Below are 14,166 nucleotides of genomic sequence, written 5' to 3' on the forward strand. Positions count from 1 at the left end.
GGGGGGGGGCCGGGCGGGCCCGGGGGGGGGGGGGGGGGGGGCCGGGGCCGGGGGGGGGGCTCGGCCGGTGCCCTGGCGGGGGCTTCGCGGAGCCGGGGCCGGGGTGGGGGCTCGGCCGGTGCCCTGGCGGGGGCTTCGCGGAGCCGGGGCCGGGGTGGGGTGTCGTCCGGGACGGGCTTCGATGTTCGGCGCCCTTTCCGGGTCGGCTCTGTCGGGCGGTGCCTTGCGCCGAATTCATCTCGTTTTAGTCCCGGCCGACACCCCACCCCGTCCCCGACCCCGGGCCGTACCGCTCGGTCTCGGCGAGACCTTCCAGCCCACCAGGCACCTTCCACTCGGCCGTCACTTCCAGCCTCGCCGGCGTTTGAGGCGCGGGGTCCGGGGCAGAGCCCCGAATCTTTGAGCCGCACTTGCCCGGTCACGCCAGGCACACCCAGCCCCTCCGGCGTTTGAGGAGCGGGGTACGGGGCGGAGCCCCGGATTCTTGGGCCGCACCCGCCCGCGTACGCCCCCCGGCCGGGACAACCCTTACGGCGCCGGGAGTTCCGCGAAGTCGGCCACCAGGCCGCGGTGGTGGCCCGTCGTGCCGAGGGCGAGGGAGTCGGCCTTGGCCCGCTTGAGGTAGAGGTGGGCCGGGTGCTCCCACGTCATGCCGATGCCCCCGTGGAGCTGGACGCACTCCTCGGCGGCCCGGACTGCCACCCCCGAGCAGTACGCCTGGGCGACGGCGACCGTGAGGGGCGCGTCGGGGGCCGACGTGGCCAGGGCGTCGGCCGCCGCCCTGGCCGCCGCGCGGGCGGAGGCCACGTCGAGCCAGAGCCGTGCGAGGCGGTGCTTGAGGGACTGGAAGGAGCCGATGGGGCGGTTGAACTGGTGGCGGGTCCTGACGTGCGCGACCGTCTGCGTCAGGCACCATTCGGCCAGCCCGAGCTGCTCCGAGGCGAGGAGTCCGGCCCCCGAGAGCAGGGCCCCGGCGACGGCCGCCCGCGCGGTGGCGGGGTCCGCGAGGAGGGTGCCGGCGGCCGCGTCGAGGGTGACGGTGGCCAGGGGGCGGGTCAGGTCCAGCGGGACCCGCGCGGTCAGCCGGGCGGAGGCGGCCGGGACGGCGTACAGCCCGGTGTCGGCGAGGACCAGCAGGACGTCGGCGGCCACGGCGTCCGCGACGGCGGTGACCGTCCCGGTCAGGATCCCGCCGCCCGCGTCGCGGACGGCCGCCGGGAGGGGTGCGCCCGGGGCGAGGGTCAGCGGCACGGCCGGCACGCACACCTGGTGGCCCGCGGCCAGCTCGCGCAGCAGCGGGGCGGCCTCGGCCGTGTCGCACCCGAGCAGGATCTCGGTCGCGAGCACCGCGCTCGTCAGGTACGGGAGGGGCGCCACGGCGCGGCCCAGCTCCTCCAGCACCACGGCCGCCTCGCGGTGGCTCGCGCCCTGGCCGCCGAGCTTCTCCGGTATGAGGAGTCCGGCCGCGCCGATCCCGACGGCGAGGGTGCGCCACACGTCCGGGTCGTGCGGGCGGCCGGTTTCGGCACGGGCGAGGACGGCCGCGCCGTCGCAGCGGTCTGCGAGGAGGGACCGTACGGCGGAGCGGAGTTCCTCCTCGGTCTCCGAATAGAGCAGATCCGTCATCGTGCCAGGTCCTTCCAGGCGAGGTCCTTGTCGTCGCGCGGCTCGGGGGGCAGGCCCAGGACGCGTTCGGCGACGATGTTGAGGAGGATTTCGCTGGTGCCGCCCTCGATGCTGTTGCCCTTGGCGCGCAGGTAGCGGTAGCCGGCGTCGCGGCCGGTGAAGTCGACCAGTTCGGGGCGGCGCAGGGTCCAGTCCTCGTAGAAGAGGCCCTCTTCGCCGAGGAGTTCCACCTCCAGGCCGCTGATCTCCTGGTTGAGGCGGGCGAAGGTGAGCTTCATGCCGGATCCCTCGGGGCCTGGCTGCCCGGCGACGAGCTGCTGGCGCAGCCGTTCCCCGGTGAGACGGGCGACCTCGGCCTCGACCCACAGTTCCAGGAGCCGTTGGTGGAGGGCGTGGGTGCGCAGTTCGGGCCGCTCGCGCCAGGCGGCGGCGACCGGGGCGATCATGCCGCCCTCGCGGGGGATGCGCATGCCGCCGATGGATACGCGCTCGTTCATCAGGGTGGTGCGGGCGACGGCCCAGCCTTCGCCGACGGCGCCGAGGCGGCGGGAGTCGGGGATGCGGACACCGGTGAGGAAGACCTCGTTGAACTCGGCCTCGCCGGTGATCTGGCGCAGCGGCCGGACCTCCACGCCGGGGGCGTGCATGTCGCAGAGGAAGTAGGTGATGCCCTGGTGCTTGGGCAGCGCCGGGTCGGTGCGGGCGATCAGGATGGCCCAGCGGGCGGTGTGGGCGCTGGAGGTCCACACCTTCTGGCCGTCGACCACCCACTCGCCGGTGTCCTCGTCGAGGACGGCGCGGGTGCCGAGCGCGGCGAGGTCGGAGCCGGCGCCGGGCTCGCTGAAGAGCTGGCACCAGACCTCCTCGCCGACCCACAGGGGGCGCAGGAAGCGGTGCTTCTGCTCCTCGGTGCCGTACGCGAGGATCGTGGGGGCGGCCATGCCCAGGCCGATGCCGATCCGGCGCGGGTCGTTGTCGGGGGCCGCGGCGGCCTCCAGTTCGGCGTCGACGACGGCCTGGAGGGTGCGGGGGGCACCCAGGCCGCCGAGGCCCTCGGGGTAGTGGACCCAGGCGAGGCCGGCGTCGAAGCGGGCGCGCAGGAAGTCGGTGCGCGGGGTGGTCGCGGGCGGGTGGGCGGCGAGCAGGTTCCGGGTACGGGTGACCAGGTCCTCGGCGGTGGCCGTCATCGCGCGGCACCTCCGTCCAGGGCCGGTACGACGACCAGCCGGCCGGTGGTGGTCCCGTCGGCGAGGCGCTGCACGGCGTCGGCGGCCGCGGCGAGCGGGACGCGTTCGCTGATCAGCGGCCTGATGGCGCCCTCCGCGGCGAGCCGGGTGAGTTCGGCGTGGCAGGCGGGGATGGCGGCGGGTTCCTTGGTGGCGTACAGGCCCCAGTGCAGGCCGAGGATCGCGTAGTTCTTCACCAGGGCGTGGTTGAGGGCGGGGGTGGGGATGGTGCCGCCGGCGAAGCCGACGACGACGATCCGGCCCTCGAAGGCCACGCATTTGGCGGAGGCGGTGTAGGAGTCCCCGCCGACCGGGTCGTAGACCACGTCGGCGCCGCGTCCGGCGGTGAACTCCTTGACGCGGGAGGCGATGTCCTCCGCCGTGCGGTCGATCACCAGGTCGCAGCCGAGTTCCTCGGCGGTGCGCGCCTTGGCCTTGCCGCCGACGACCCCGATGACGGTGGCCCCGGCCGCCTTGCCGAGCTGGACGGCGGCGCTGCCGACCCCGCCGGCGGCGGCGTGCACCAGGAGGGTCTCGCCGGCCTGGATGCGGGCGCGGCGGTGCAGGCCGAACCAGCCGGTCTGGTAGCCGATGTGGAGTGCCGCCGCCTCGGCGTCGTCGAGGGTGTCGGGGGCGGGCAGCAGGGCGCGGGCGGGCGCGGTGACGTACTCGGCGAAACCGCCGTGCGGCAGGATCGGGTTGGCGATGACGCGGCGGCCGTCCTCGGTCTCGCCGCAGATCTCGACCCCGGGGGTGAAGGGGAGCGGCGGGCGGATCTGGTACTGGCCGCGGACGAGCAGCGCGTCGGGGAAGTTGACGTTGGCGGCGAGCACCCTGAGCCTCACCTCGCCCTCGCCGGGGATCGGTTCGGGAACCTCTTCGAGGCGCATGGCCTCACGGGGTTCGCCGGGGGTATGTACTCGCCATGCCTGCATCCGGGGCCTCCAGCCGCCGTCGAGGAACCACGTTCCGCGGGCATACTAAGCGGTCGCTTGCCCTTCTGTGAACCCATCGGGCCACGCGGGGGAACGCGTCGGTCCGTACGGCGGTGTGTGCTTGTGACCCACCTGTCGGGCAGCATGTGCCCCGTAGATCAACAGGCAGCTGCCATACGGCACATGACATGCACCATCGGGGGATTCGAACCATGAACGGAATCGGCATGAGAAGCGTGACGGCCGCGGCGGGGGCCGCCGCCGTGCTCGCGGGGCTGATCAGCGCCGCCGGACCGGCCTCGGCGGCCGACACGGCGGCGTGCAGGCCGGCCGTCGAGCTGCTGCCGGCCCTGCCGGGGCTGAGCGGCGGCGCCGTGGCGGGCTTCGGCACCGGCGGCCTCGTGGTCGGCGAAAGCGGCGACCGGCCCGCCTACTGGACCGGCGCCGAGCACACCGTCCACGCCGTACCGCTGCCCGCGGGCTTCGACCGGGGCAGCGTCAAGGCCGTCAGCGCCAAGGGCCTGATGGTGGGCACGGCCGTGCGCGGCTCGGACCACACCTCGGTCGCCTTCACCCACCAGCTGGGCAGCGCGGCCTCGGAGGCGATCACCGAGCCGTCCAGCCCGTACGGCGAGGTGGCCGTCGACGTCAACGAGTCGGGCCGGGTCGTCGCCGCCGACCACGGCGTGGCCAAGGAGTGGGTGAACGGCAAGGTCGTACGCGAACTGCCGGTCCCCGCCGACGCGATCGCGGGCAGCAAGGTCGTCTCGCTGAACGGGATCAACAAGCGCGGCGACATCGTCGGCACCGTCAGCGGCTCGTACTTCGACGCCGAGAACGACATCCAGGTCACCAAGACCTTCCCGGTGGTCTGGCCGGCCGGCGGCGGCTATGCGCCGTACAGCCTGGAGGTGTGGAACGGCTACCACCACTCCTTCGCCACGATCGGCAGGGACATCGACGACCGCGGCCGGGTGGTGGGCCTGGAGGACTACTACTACCGCAACGACCCGAGGCTGACCCCGGCCGTCTGGAAGAAGCCGTACGACGCCCTGCCCGTCGACCCGGGCCGCGTGGCGGGCTACGGCCACCTCGAGTTCAACGGCAGCAGCCCGACCACGAACGTGGCCGTGGGCACCGCCACCGAGTTCGAGGAGAGCTTCGCCAGTTACTACCAGGCCGTCTACTGGTCCGGCAAGGGCGCCCCGCAGGTCCTGCCGGCCCCGGCGGGCGCCCCCGGCGCCGTGCCACTGACCCGCGCCTTCGCCGCGACCGACGACGACCGGGTCGGCGGCACCGTGAACGACCGCGAGACGCGGGCGGGCAGCGCGGTGATCTGGACCTGCGCGAGCAGGCAGGCGTACGTGCCGCAGAAGTAGGCGGTGTCGCGGGCATGGAGATGTGAGCGCCCGCGCGCTATCGATGCCTCATGACGGACGACACCCGGCGCGGCCTGCCCGCGCCCCCGCCGCTCGGCGCCGCCGCCCTGCCACCCGGTACGTACGCGGGGCAGGTGGTCCTCGTGACCGGCGGCGGCACCGGGCTGGGCAAGGCCATCGCCGCCGAGTTCGCACGGCTCGGTGCCGATCTGGTGATCGCGAGCCGGCGCGCCGAGCAGCTCCACGCCGCGCGCGAGGAGCTGGCGGCCGTCCCCGGCGCGGGCCGGGTGACGGCCGCCGTCTGCGACATCCGGGACCCCGAGCGGGTCGCGGAGGTCTTCGACGCGGCGCAGGCCGCGCTGGGCCTGCCGGACGTGCTAGTCAACAACGCGGCGGCCAATTTCCCCTCCCCCGCCGAGGACCTCTCCCCGGGCGCCTGGCGGGCGGTGGTCGACATCACCCTGACGGGCACCTGGTTCATGACCCGCGAGTTCGGCCGCCGCCACCTCGCCGCGGGCACGCCGGGCTCGATCGTGAACATCGGCGCCTCGTACGCCTGGACCGGCGGACCGGGCTTCGCCCACAGCGCGGCCGCCAAGGCCGGGGTGAAGAACCTGGTCGAGACGCTCGCCGTCGAGTGGGGCCCGTACGGCATCCAGATCAACGGCCTGGTCCCGGGCCTCTTCCCGCACGCCGACATGACCGAGTCCATCCGCACCGGCCTGGACCGCGCCGCCCCGGAAGCCCGGGGCGCACGCCAGCCCGCCCTGCGCGTCGGCGCCCCGCGCGAACTGGGCTGGGCGGCCACCTTCCTGGCCTCCCCCTACGCCCGCTTCGTCACCGGCCACACCCTGGTGGTGGACGGCGCGAACTGGCAGCGCCGCTCACTGGTCAACCCGGAGGTGATCCCGCTCCGCACCCAACTGGGCCGCGGCCCCTTCACCCCCTGAGCGCCGTCCCGTGTTCAGCCTCCGCTGAAGTGCGGTGGGCGGTGGGTCGCCTTGGCGGTGTAGCCCTCGTGGCAGTCCTCCGAGGTGAGGGTGAGGGCCGCCGTCATCGCTACGCGGTCGAGGGTCGGGGCGAGGGCGGCGTCAACGTAGGCGTCGATCGAGCGTTTGATGCCCTGGACGGCGAGCGGGGCGTTCGCGGCGATCTCCGCCGCCAGGGCGCGGGCGGTGGGCTCCAGTTCCGGCCCTGGGAGGACCAGTTGGACCAGGTTCAGGCGCCGCGCCGTCTCCGCGTCGATGCGGCGGCCCGTCAGGGCCAGGTACTTGGCCCAGCCGGCGCCCGCCTCGCGGGCGATGCGCAGGTCACCGCCGGCGTCCACCGCCACGCCCAGCCGCGCTTCCGGCAGGGCGAAGACGGCGTCCTCGGCGGCCACCCGGATGTCGGCCATCAGGGCCAGTTCGAAGCCGAAGCCGAGGCAGTAGCCCTGGACCGCGGCCACCACCGGCTGCGGGAGGCGGGCGAGGACCGCGAACCGCTCGTGGACCCAGCGGATGCCCTCGTAATAGTTGCGGGTGCGCTCGGCGGCGGACCGGCCGGTGATCGCGCCGCCGGGGGCCGTGACGTCGATGCCCGCGCAGAAGGCGCGGCCCTCCGCCCGCAGCAGTACGGCCCGTACGGACGGGTCGAAGCGGATCCGGTCCGCCAGCAGGCCGAGCTGGCGGGTGGACTCCCAGCTCCAGCCGTTGAGTTTGTCCGGACGGCACAGGGTGAGCACCGCGATGCCGTCCGCGACCTCCAGCCGGATCCGCTCCTCGCCCTCCGGTGTCTCCGTGGAGATGGTGTCGATCACGCCACGCCCCGCCCCCCCCTATTGACTGACGGTCCGTCAGCTTAGGGGTGGCCGGTCAGCGGGGGAAGACCTCGAACGCGACCGCCGGCGCGCCGCCGAACCGGGCCGCCGCCCGCTGGGCGTTGCCGGCGAGGAAGGTGCGCACGTACTCCTCGGGGTCCTGGTCCGTCAGTACGTCGATGTACGCCTTGTGTTCCAGCAGGGACTTCACCGAACGCTCGAAGCCCGGACCGGCATCGGCCGCGTGCGTGGGCGTGCTGGTGCCGGCCACCGCGACCCAGCGCACGCCGTTCCACGGCTCCAGGCCCTGCTCGGAGATGAGTTCGGGGAAGATCCACCGGTTTCCGGCGTCGGCGGCCGCGTCCAGCGTGGCCCGGCCGACGGCCTTGTGGTCGGGGGTGTTCCAGTAGCCACCGCCCTCCTCGCCGCCCCACGTGTCACGGTGGTTGAGGGTGACGACGAGCTCGGGGCGGTGCCGGCGGATGGCCGCGGCGATGTCCCGGCGCAGGTCGAGGCCGTACTCGACGACGCCGTCGTGGTGGTCGAGGAACTCCACCTCGGACACGCCGACCACGGCCGCGCTCGCCCGCTGCTCCGCCTCGCGCAGCGGGCCGCATTCGGCGGGGGCGATGGTGTCGATGCCCGCTTCGCCGCGCGTGGCGAGGAGGTACACGACCTCGCGGCCCCCGTCCGTCCAGTCCGCGATCGCGGCCGCGCAGCCGTACTCCAGGTCGTCCGGGTGGGCGACCACGGCCAGCGCGCGCTGCCAGTCGGTGGGCATCGGCTGCAAGGGGGCCGTCTCTTCAGGTTGTTCGGTCATGCCTCGCACAATAGGCGACCGCCCAGCCGGGTCGGGTCAGGCCTCGTCGCGCACGAGGGCCAGGAGGCGGTCCAGGACGCGGGTGCCGCCCGCGCGGACGCCGTCGTGCTCGAACTCGTCGGTCACCCAGGTCCGCAGGCCCCGTACGGCTCGCGCGGTGTCCAGGGAGTGGGCGGTGTCGACGTACATGTCGTCGTGGTAGACGGCGGCGGCCACCGGCACCTCGTTCGCGGCGAGCCGCTCCGGGTCGTAGAGCGGCCCCCAACCCGTGCGGGCGGCCAGTAGTTCGGCGGTCTCGCGCAGCGGGGCCAGGGAGGGGTCGGTGGTGAAGTGCCAGGGGTGGATGGTCTCGCCGGTGAAGAGGAGCGGCTCGTCGCCCGCGAGGGTCTTGGCCGCGTCGAAGCGGGGGTGTCCGGCCCGCACCCGGTCGGCGGCCCAGGCGGTGGGCGCGGCCGGGTCCTGGGCGTAGATCGCCTCGTGGAGGAGGGCGTAGAGGGGGTGGCCCGCGAAGGACAGCCGGTCGTGGACGTTCTCCAGGAAGGCGTCGGAGAGGGCGGGGCCGCCGGAGGTCGGGACGAACGCGTCCTCCAGCAGGTAGTGCAGCTGGTGGCTGCCGTCGCCGGCGCCGAGGAGGAGGCCGAGGGACTGGAAGGCCTCGACGGTGAGGAGGTGGCCGCCGGGGAGCTCGGCCGGGCGCTCGGCGAGGTGGGCCGCGATGCGGCGGGCGCGCTCGACGTCCATCGGGTAGCGGGCGTAGTGGGCCAGGTTCTTGCGCTCGACGCGGGGGTACGCGGCCTCGTACACCTCGTCGGCGGTGGCGGTCAGCGAGGGGAGGCCGCCGGTGATCAGGGCGGCGGTGAGGCCCTCGGGGGCGGTGGAGAGGTAGTGGGTGGTGCAGAAGCCGCCGAAGCTCTGGCCGAGCACGGTCCAGGGCGCGCCGCCGGTCAGTGCGGGGCGGATCGCCTCGGCGTCGCGCACGATGGAGTCGGCGCGGAAGTGGGCGAGGTACTCGGCCTGCCGCTCGGGCGTCCCGCGCTGGGGCAGGGTCTGCCGGTTCACCGGGGTGGAGCGGCCGGTTCCGCGCTGGTCGAGCAGGAGGACGCGGTAGTCGGCCAGGGCCCGCTCCAGCCAGGCCTGCCGGCCGATGAACCGCCGGGCCCCGAAACCGGGACCGCCCTCCAGGTACAGCAGCCAGGGCAGGGTCGCCGGGTCCTTGCCGGAGGCGACGACCTCCCTGGCGTACAGCTCGATCGTTTCGCCGTCCGGGCGCGCGTGGTCCAGCGGGACGGTGAACCGGTGGTCGGTGAGGACCGTACCGGGCTGGCGGTAGCTGTGGACGATGGTCACGGACGGCCCCTGGGGTACGAGGTGCGGTGACCCGCGCCCCGGGCCGGATCGCGGCCGGGGCGCGGGTGTGGCGGTCCGTGCGAGTCTGGTACGGACCCCACCGCTGACCTGGGGCTTACGGGAACTCGACGACCGAGCGGAGCACCTCGCCGCGCTCCATGCGGGCGAAGGCGTCCTCGACGCCGTCGAGCGGGATGGTCTCGGAGACGAAGGCGTCCAGGTCGAGCCGGCCCTGGAGGTAGAGGTCCACGAGGAGCGGGAAGTCGCGCTCGGGCAGGCAGTCCCCGTACCAGGAGGACTTCAGGGCCCCGCCGCGGCCGAACACGTCGAGGAGCGGGAGTTCGAGCTTCATGTCCGGGGTCGGCACGCCGACCAGGACCACAGTGCCCGCCAGGTCACGGGCGTAGAAGGCCTGTCGGTAGGTCTCGGGCCGGCCCACGGCGTCGATGACCACGTCGGCGCCGTTCCCTCCGGTCAGGCCCTGGATGGCCTTGACGACGTCCTCCGTACGGCCGTTGACGGTGTGGGTGGCGCCCAGGCCCCGTGCCCACTCCAGCTTCCGGTCGTCGAGGTCGACGGCGATGATGCGCGAGGCGCCGGCCAGCCGGGCGCCGGCCACGGCGGCGTTGCCCACTCCCCCGCAGCCGATGACGGCGACGGAGTCGCCCCGGCCGACGTTGCCGGTGTTCAGGGCCGCGCCGAGGCCGGCCATCACCCCGCAGCCGAGGAGTCCGGCGGCGGCCGGGGAGGCGGCGGGATCCACCTTCGTGCACTGGCCGGCCGCGACCAGGGTCTTCTCGGCGAAGGCGCCGATGCCGAGGGCCGGGGAGAGCGGGGTGCCGTCCTCCAGGGTCATGGGCTGGGCGGCGTTGTGCGTGGCGAAGCAGTACCAGGGGCGTCCGCGCCTGCAGGCCCGGCAGGTCCCGCACACCGCCCGCCAGTTGAGGACGACGAAGTCTCCGGGGGCCACGGAGGTGACGTCCGGGCCGACGGATTCGACGATCCCGGCGGCCTCGTGGCCGAGCAGGAAGGGGAACTCGTCGTTGATGCCGCCTTCGCGGTAGTGCAGGTCGGTGTGGCAGACCCCGCAGGCCTGGACCCGGACGAGCGCCTCGCCCGGCCCCGGGTCGGGCACGAGGATCGTCGTGGTCTCCACCGGCGCGCCCTTGCTCCGGGCGATGACCCCTCGTACGCGATGCGTCACGTTCGTTCTACCCCGCTCTCGTCGACTTCCGTCCGAACGTACACGGGCTCCGCGCGGTACGGGAGTTGCCTCACTCCGCGGTGTGCGATCTGGCCAAGTCGGGCGGTACGGAAGCGCGCAGGGCCGCGCCGAAGGCGGCCACGGCCGGGTGGCGGGCGGCCCCGCTGCGGAAGGCGAGCTGCGTACGGCGCTGCATGCGCAGGCGGGTGAGGCGGACGGCCGGTTCGGCGGGGGCGGTGATGCCGAGCTGGGGGACGACGGCCACGCCCTGGCCCGCGGCGACCAGGGCGAGGACGGTGGCGAACTCGTCGACCCGGTGGCGGACCCGGGGCGTGAAACCGGCGGCCTGGCAGGCCCGGACGGTCATCGCGTGGCAGAGGGTGCCGGGCGTGGCGGTGATCCAGGGGTCGTCGGCGTGCGTACGGAGCACCGAGCCCTGGTCGGGGGCCGTGCTCCGGTCGGAGGCCGCGCCCTGGCCGGAGGCCGCGCCCTGGCCGGAGGCCGGAGCCGGGGCGGCAGGTGGGTGCGGGGGGTTCTCGCCCGCCGGGGCCGCCAGGTACATCGCCTCCGCGTACAGCGGCTCGGTGGCCAGCCCGGGCTCGCGGGCGGAAGGCACCAGGTCGTACACGTGGACCAGCGCCACGTCGAGGTCCCCGGCCCGCAGGGCGTGGGCGACCGCCGCCGGGTCGGTCTCGCAGACCATGGGCTCCAGCCCCGGGTGGCACCCGGCGAGGGCGACCAGCGCCGCCGGGACGATGGCCCGGGTGGCGGTGGGGAAGGCGCCGATCCGCAGGGCTCCGGCGAGGCCGCCGCGCGCTTCGGCGAGGTCGGCGTCGGCCTGTTCCAGCCGTTCGAGGACGGCCTCGGCGTGGCGGACCAGGTTCTCCCCGGCGGGGGTGAGCCGGACCCGGCGGCCGGTGCGCTCCAGCAGCGGCAGCCCGGCTTCCCGTTCGAGGACGCCGAGTTGCTGGGACACCGCCGAAGGGCTGAATGCGAGGGCTTCGGCCACGGCGGCGATGGTTCCGCGGCGGGCCAGTTCGCGCAGCAGGCGCAGGCGTCGTACGTCGAGCATCGGCTCAGCTTACGAGTTCGATAAGAAATGCGAACTGGATTCGTGGCTCGGGGCGGGTGAGGCTCGGAGACATGACACAGGACATCGCGCGCGACCTGCACCTGCCCCTCTCCCTCCACGGGATCCACGTCCCGCTGGTCACCCCCTTCACCCGCGCCGGGGACATCGCCGCCGAGGCGCTGGAGGCACTCGCCCACGAGGTGCTCGACGCGGGCGCCACCGGGATCGTCGCCCTCGGCACCACCGCCGAGACGGCCACCCTTGACGAGGCGGAGCGGGACCTCGTCACCGACGTCTGCGCCCGGGTCTGCGGGGAGCGGGGCGCGCCGCTCACCGTGGGGGCCGGGGCGAGCGGGACCCGGGCCGCGGAGGCCTCGCTGGCCCGGCTGGCCCGGTGGCCGCAGGCGCGGGCGGCGCTGGTGACGGTGCCCTCGTTCGTACGCCCTTCGGCGGCGGGGGTGTTGGCGCACTTCGCGCGACTGGCCGAGGTGAGCCCCGTACCGCTGATCGTCTATCACATCCCGTACCGGACCGGGCAGCCGCTGGACGCCGCCGCGCTGCGCGGGCTCGGGGCGCTCGCGGGGGTCGCCGGGGTCAAGTACGCGGGCGGCGGCATCGACCAGGACACGGTGGCGCTGCTCGGCGACCTCCCGGCGGGGTTCGCGGTGCTGGCCGGCGACGACGCGTACCTCTCGCCGCTGCTGGCGCTGGGCGCGCCGGGCGGGATCCTGGCCTCGGCGCATCTGGCGACGGCCCGCTTCGCGGAGCTCGCCGACGCCTGGCGGGCGGGCGACGTGGCGCGGGCGCGGCCCCTGGGGCACGCGCTGGCCCGGCTGTCGGCGGCGGCCTTCGCCGAGCCGAACCCGGCGGTGGTCAAGGGCGTGCTGCACACCCAGGGGCGGATCCCGGATCCGGGCGTACGGCTCCCCCTGCTGCCGGCGTCCCGGACGGCGGTGGCGGCCACGCTGGAGCGGCTCGCGGAGCTCTGAGGCGGGGGCCGAGGGGCGACGACGAGAGCCGGAGAATGCCGGAAAAAGTCCATGATGGGCGATTCGCAACCAAAGCCCATGTCGCCCGAATGAGACATGGGAGAACGGACTTGTCCCCCCGCGCGCAGACGCCGCGACCACCCCCTCAAACCGTGATGTGGGTCACTCCGAAAGCGTCAACATCAATTCCCCACAAGGGGCGGATTCCCTTATCCCGGAAAGAAAGTTGGGTATTGCGCGAACACCTCACCAAGGTCATTTTCCGGGCGGACGGCAGGAAGTCGATCTACCGGTGGAATTCGGGCCTTGTTCCGGCCCCGAGGGCTCGCCTACGGTCACCCTCATTCCCGGTGGTCAGCTGCCGAATCCGGCCACCCCCGGGGCCTCTCCGTCCCCCCACGTGAGGAAATGCGCCATGCCCGCAAAGGGAAAGCACCGTCGGCCGAAGAACAACCCGATCACCCGCAAGCTGGCCATGGCCGGCACGGGTGGCGCGGCCCTCGCCCTTCCGCTGATCAGCGCGACCACCGCCGGGGCTGTGGAGGCGACCGTCGCCCCCACGGCTCGGACGGCCGCTCCCGCAGCGGGCACCGCCGCTCCCTCGACCTATTCCGTGGTCGCCGGCGACACGCTTTCGGAGATCGCCGCCAAGCATTCCGTGAGCGGTGGCTGGAAGCAGCTCTACGAGGCGAACCGGAGCGTCATCGGCGCCAACCCGTCGATCATCCGGCCCGGCATCAAACTGAAGCTCGACACCCGGGCTGAGACCGCCCGCGCGAGCAGGTCCGCCGCCCGGACCGCTGTGAAGCCCACCTACGCGAACAACCTCGACGGGTGGATCCGCGAGTCCCTCGACGTGATGGCCAAGCACGGAATTCCCGGCACCTACAACGGAATTCACCGCAACGTGATGCGGGAGTCCTCCGGCAACCCGCTCGCCATCAACCTCTGGGACATCAACGCCCAGAACGGCATCCCCTCCAAGGGCCTGCTGCAGGTCATCGACCCGACGTTCCGCGCCTACCACGTGCCCGGCACCTCGCTGGACTCCTACGACCCGGTCGCCAACATCACCGCCGCCTGCAACTACGCGGCCGCCCGCTACGGCTCCATCGACAACGTCAACGGGGCCTACTAGAAGGCGCTCAGAGCCAGCCCTGGCGGCGGGCGGCACGGACGGCCTCCATGCGGTTGCGGGTGCCCGTCTTCCCGATCGCCGCGGACAGGTAGTTGCGTACGGTCGACTCGGACAGGTGCACCTTCGCCGCGATGTCGGCCACGGTCGCCCCGTCCACCGCGGCGTTCAGGACATCGACCTCCCTCGGCGTCAGCGGGCTGGGCCCTGCGCTGAGGGCGGCCGCCGCGAGTGCCGGGTCGACCACGGTCTCCCCGGCCAGCACCCGGCGGACGGCTGCCGCCAGTTCCTCCACCGGGCCGTCCTTCACGAGGAACCCGGCCGCCCCGGCCTCCATGGCCCGCCGCAGGTAGCCGGGCCGGCCGAAGGTGGTCAGGATCAGCACCCGGCAGCCGGGGCACCGGGTGCGCAGTTCGGCGGCCGCGTCGAGGCCGCTGCGGCCCGGGAGTTCGATGTCGAGGAGGGCCACGTCCGGCCGTGCCTCGAGGGCGGCGGGCACGATCTCGTCCCCGGCGGCGACCTGCGCCACCACCTCGATGTCCTCCTCCAGCCCGAGCAGCAGGGCCAGGGCGCCCCGCATCATGCCCTGGTCCTCGGCCAGCAGGACCCTGATCATCGGCTCTCCCCGTCCACTC

13 protein-coding genes are annotated in these 14,166 nt (G+C 74.1%); 4 read left to right on the top strand and 9 right to left on the bottom strand.

What is annotated here, in order from left to right:
• Window positions 1-528 precede the first annotated feature (528 nt).
• From ACGFYU_RS10060 to ACGFYU_RS10070, 3 genes are read right to left on the bottom strand one after another with little or no spacing between them, the layout of a single operon-like run.
• Entirely contained in the window at window positions 529-1,626 is a 1,098-nt protein-coding gene (locus ACGFYU_RS10060) for an acyl-CoA dehydrogenase family protein (protein ID WP_393826794.1), read from the bottom strand.
• Window positions 1,623-2,813 (bottom strand): acyl-CoA dehydrogenase family protein, encoded by a 1,191-nt coding sequence (locus tag ACGFYU_RS10065; protein ID WP_393826795.1) that lies wholly within the window; start codon window positions 2,811-2,813, stop codon window positions 1,623-1,625. The genes ACGFYU_RS10060 and ACGFYU_RS10065 overlap by 4 nt, the downstream gene beginning before the upstream one ends.
• Window positions 2,810-3,787, bottom strand: coding sequence for an NADPH:quinone oxidoreductase family protein (locus ACGFYU_RS10070; protein ID WP_393826796.1), 978 nt, complete (start codon window positions 3,785-3,787; stop codon window positions 2,810-2,812). The genes ACGFYU_RS10065 and ACGFYU_RS10070 overlap by 4 nt, the downstream gene beginning before the upstream one ends.
• Window positions 3,788-4,014: 227 nt before the next feature.
• On the opposite strand from ACGFYU_RS10070, the gene ACGFYU_RS10075 reads away from it, so the two are divergent.
• Together ACGFYU_RS10075 and ACGFYU_RS10080 are read left to right on the top strand one after the other, a co-directional pair.
• Complete coding sequence (locus tag ACGFYU_RS10075; RefSeq protein ID WP_393826797.1) at window positions 4,015-5,166, top strand: hypothetical protein; 1,152 nt, start codon at window positions 4,015-4,017, stop codon at window positions 5,164-5,166.
• A 50-nt stretch (window positions 5,167-5,216) separates the two neighbouring features.
• Window positions 5,217-6,116: an SDR family oxidoreductase gene (locus tag ACGFYU_RS10080; RefSeq protein WP_393826798.1), complete on the top strand. Its 900-nt coding sequence runs from the start codon at window positions 5,217-5,219 to the stop codon at window positions 6,114-6,116.
• 14 nt (window positions 6,117-6,130) lie between these two features.
• On the opposite strand, the gene ACGFYU_RS10085 is transcribed toward ACGFYU_RS10080, so the two are convergent.
• From ACGFYU_RS10085 to ACGFYU_RS10105, 5 genes are all read right to left on the bottom strand, one after another.
• Window positions 6,131-6,964, bottom strand: a complete 834-nt coding sequence (locus tag ACGFYU_RS10085; protein WP_393826799.1) for an enoyl-CoA hydratase/isomerase family protein — start codon at window positions 6,962-6,964, stop codon at window positions 6,131-6,133.
• Between the two features lie 55 nt (window positions 6,965-7,019).
• Window positions 7,020-7,784, bottom strand: coding sequence for a PIG-L deacetylase family protein (locus ACGFYU_RS10090; protein WP_393826800.1), 765 nt, complete (start codon window positions 7,782-7,784; stop codon window positions 7,020-7,022).
• Window positions 7,785-7,820: 36 nt separating this feature from the next.
• On the bottom strand, window positions 7,821-9,125 hold the full coding sequence (locus ACGFYU_RS10095) for an alpha/beta fold hydrolase (RefSeq protein WP_393827134.1): 1,305 nt from the start codon (window positions 9,123-9,125) through the stop codon (window positions 7,821-7,823).
• Between the two features lie 121 nt (window positions 9,126-9,246).
• Window positions 9,247-10,335, bottom strand: coding sequence for an S-(hydroxymethyl)mycothiol dehydrogenase (locus ACGFYU_RS10100; protein ID WP_393826801.1), 1,089 nt, complete (start codon window positions 10,333-10,335; stop codon window positions 9,247-9,249).
• Window positions 10,336-10,405: 70 nt separating this feature from the next.
• Window positions 10,406-11,407, bottom strand: coding sequence for a LysR substrate-binding domain-containing protein (locus ACGFYU_RS10105; protein WP_393826802.1), 1,002 nt, complete (start codon window positions 11,405-11,407; stop codon window positions 10,406-10,408).
• Between the two features lie 71 nt (window positions 11,408-11,478).
• Here ACGFYU_RS10105 and ACGFYU_RS10110 point away from each other — a divergent pair, with 71 nt between their 5' ends.
• Window positions 11,479-12,396, top strand: a complete 918-nt coding sequence (locus ACGFYU_RS10110) for a dihydrodipicolinate synthase family protein (RefSeq protein WP_393826803.1) — start codon at window positions 11,479-11,481, stop codon at window positions 12,394-12,396.
• A gap of 415 nt (window positions 12,397-12,811) precedes the next feature.
• Window positions 12,812-13,534, top strand: coding sequence for a transglycosylase SLT domain-containing protein (locus tag ACGFYU_RS10115; RefSeq protein ID WP_393826804.1), 723 nt, complete (start codon window positions 12,812-12,814; stop codon window positions 13,532-13,534).
• Between the two features lie 7 nt (window positions 13,535-13,541).
• Here the strand turns inward: ACGFYU_RS10115 and ACGFYU_RS10120 are convergent, their stop codons facing one another.
• Entirely contained in the window at window positions 13,542-14,147 is a 606-nt protein-coding gene (locus tag ACGFYU_RS10120) for a response regulator (RefSeq protein WP_393826805.1), read from the bottom strand.
• Window positions 14,148-14,166: the final 19 nt, after the last annotated feature.

Origin of the sequence: Streptomyces sp. NPDC048337 (assembly GCF_043201175.1) — a bacterium.
GTDB lineage: Bacteria > Actinomycetota > Actinomycetes > Streptomycetales > Streptomycetaceae > Streptomyces.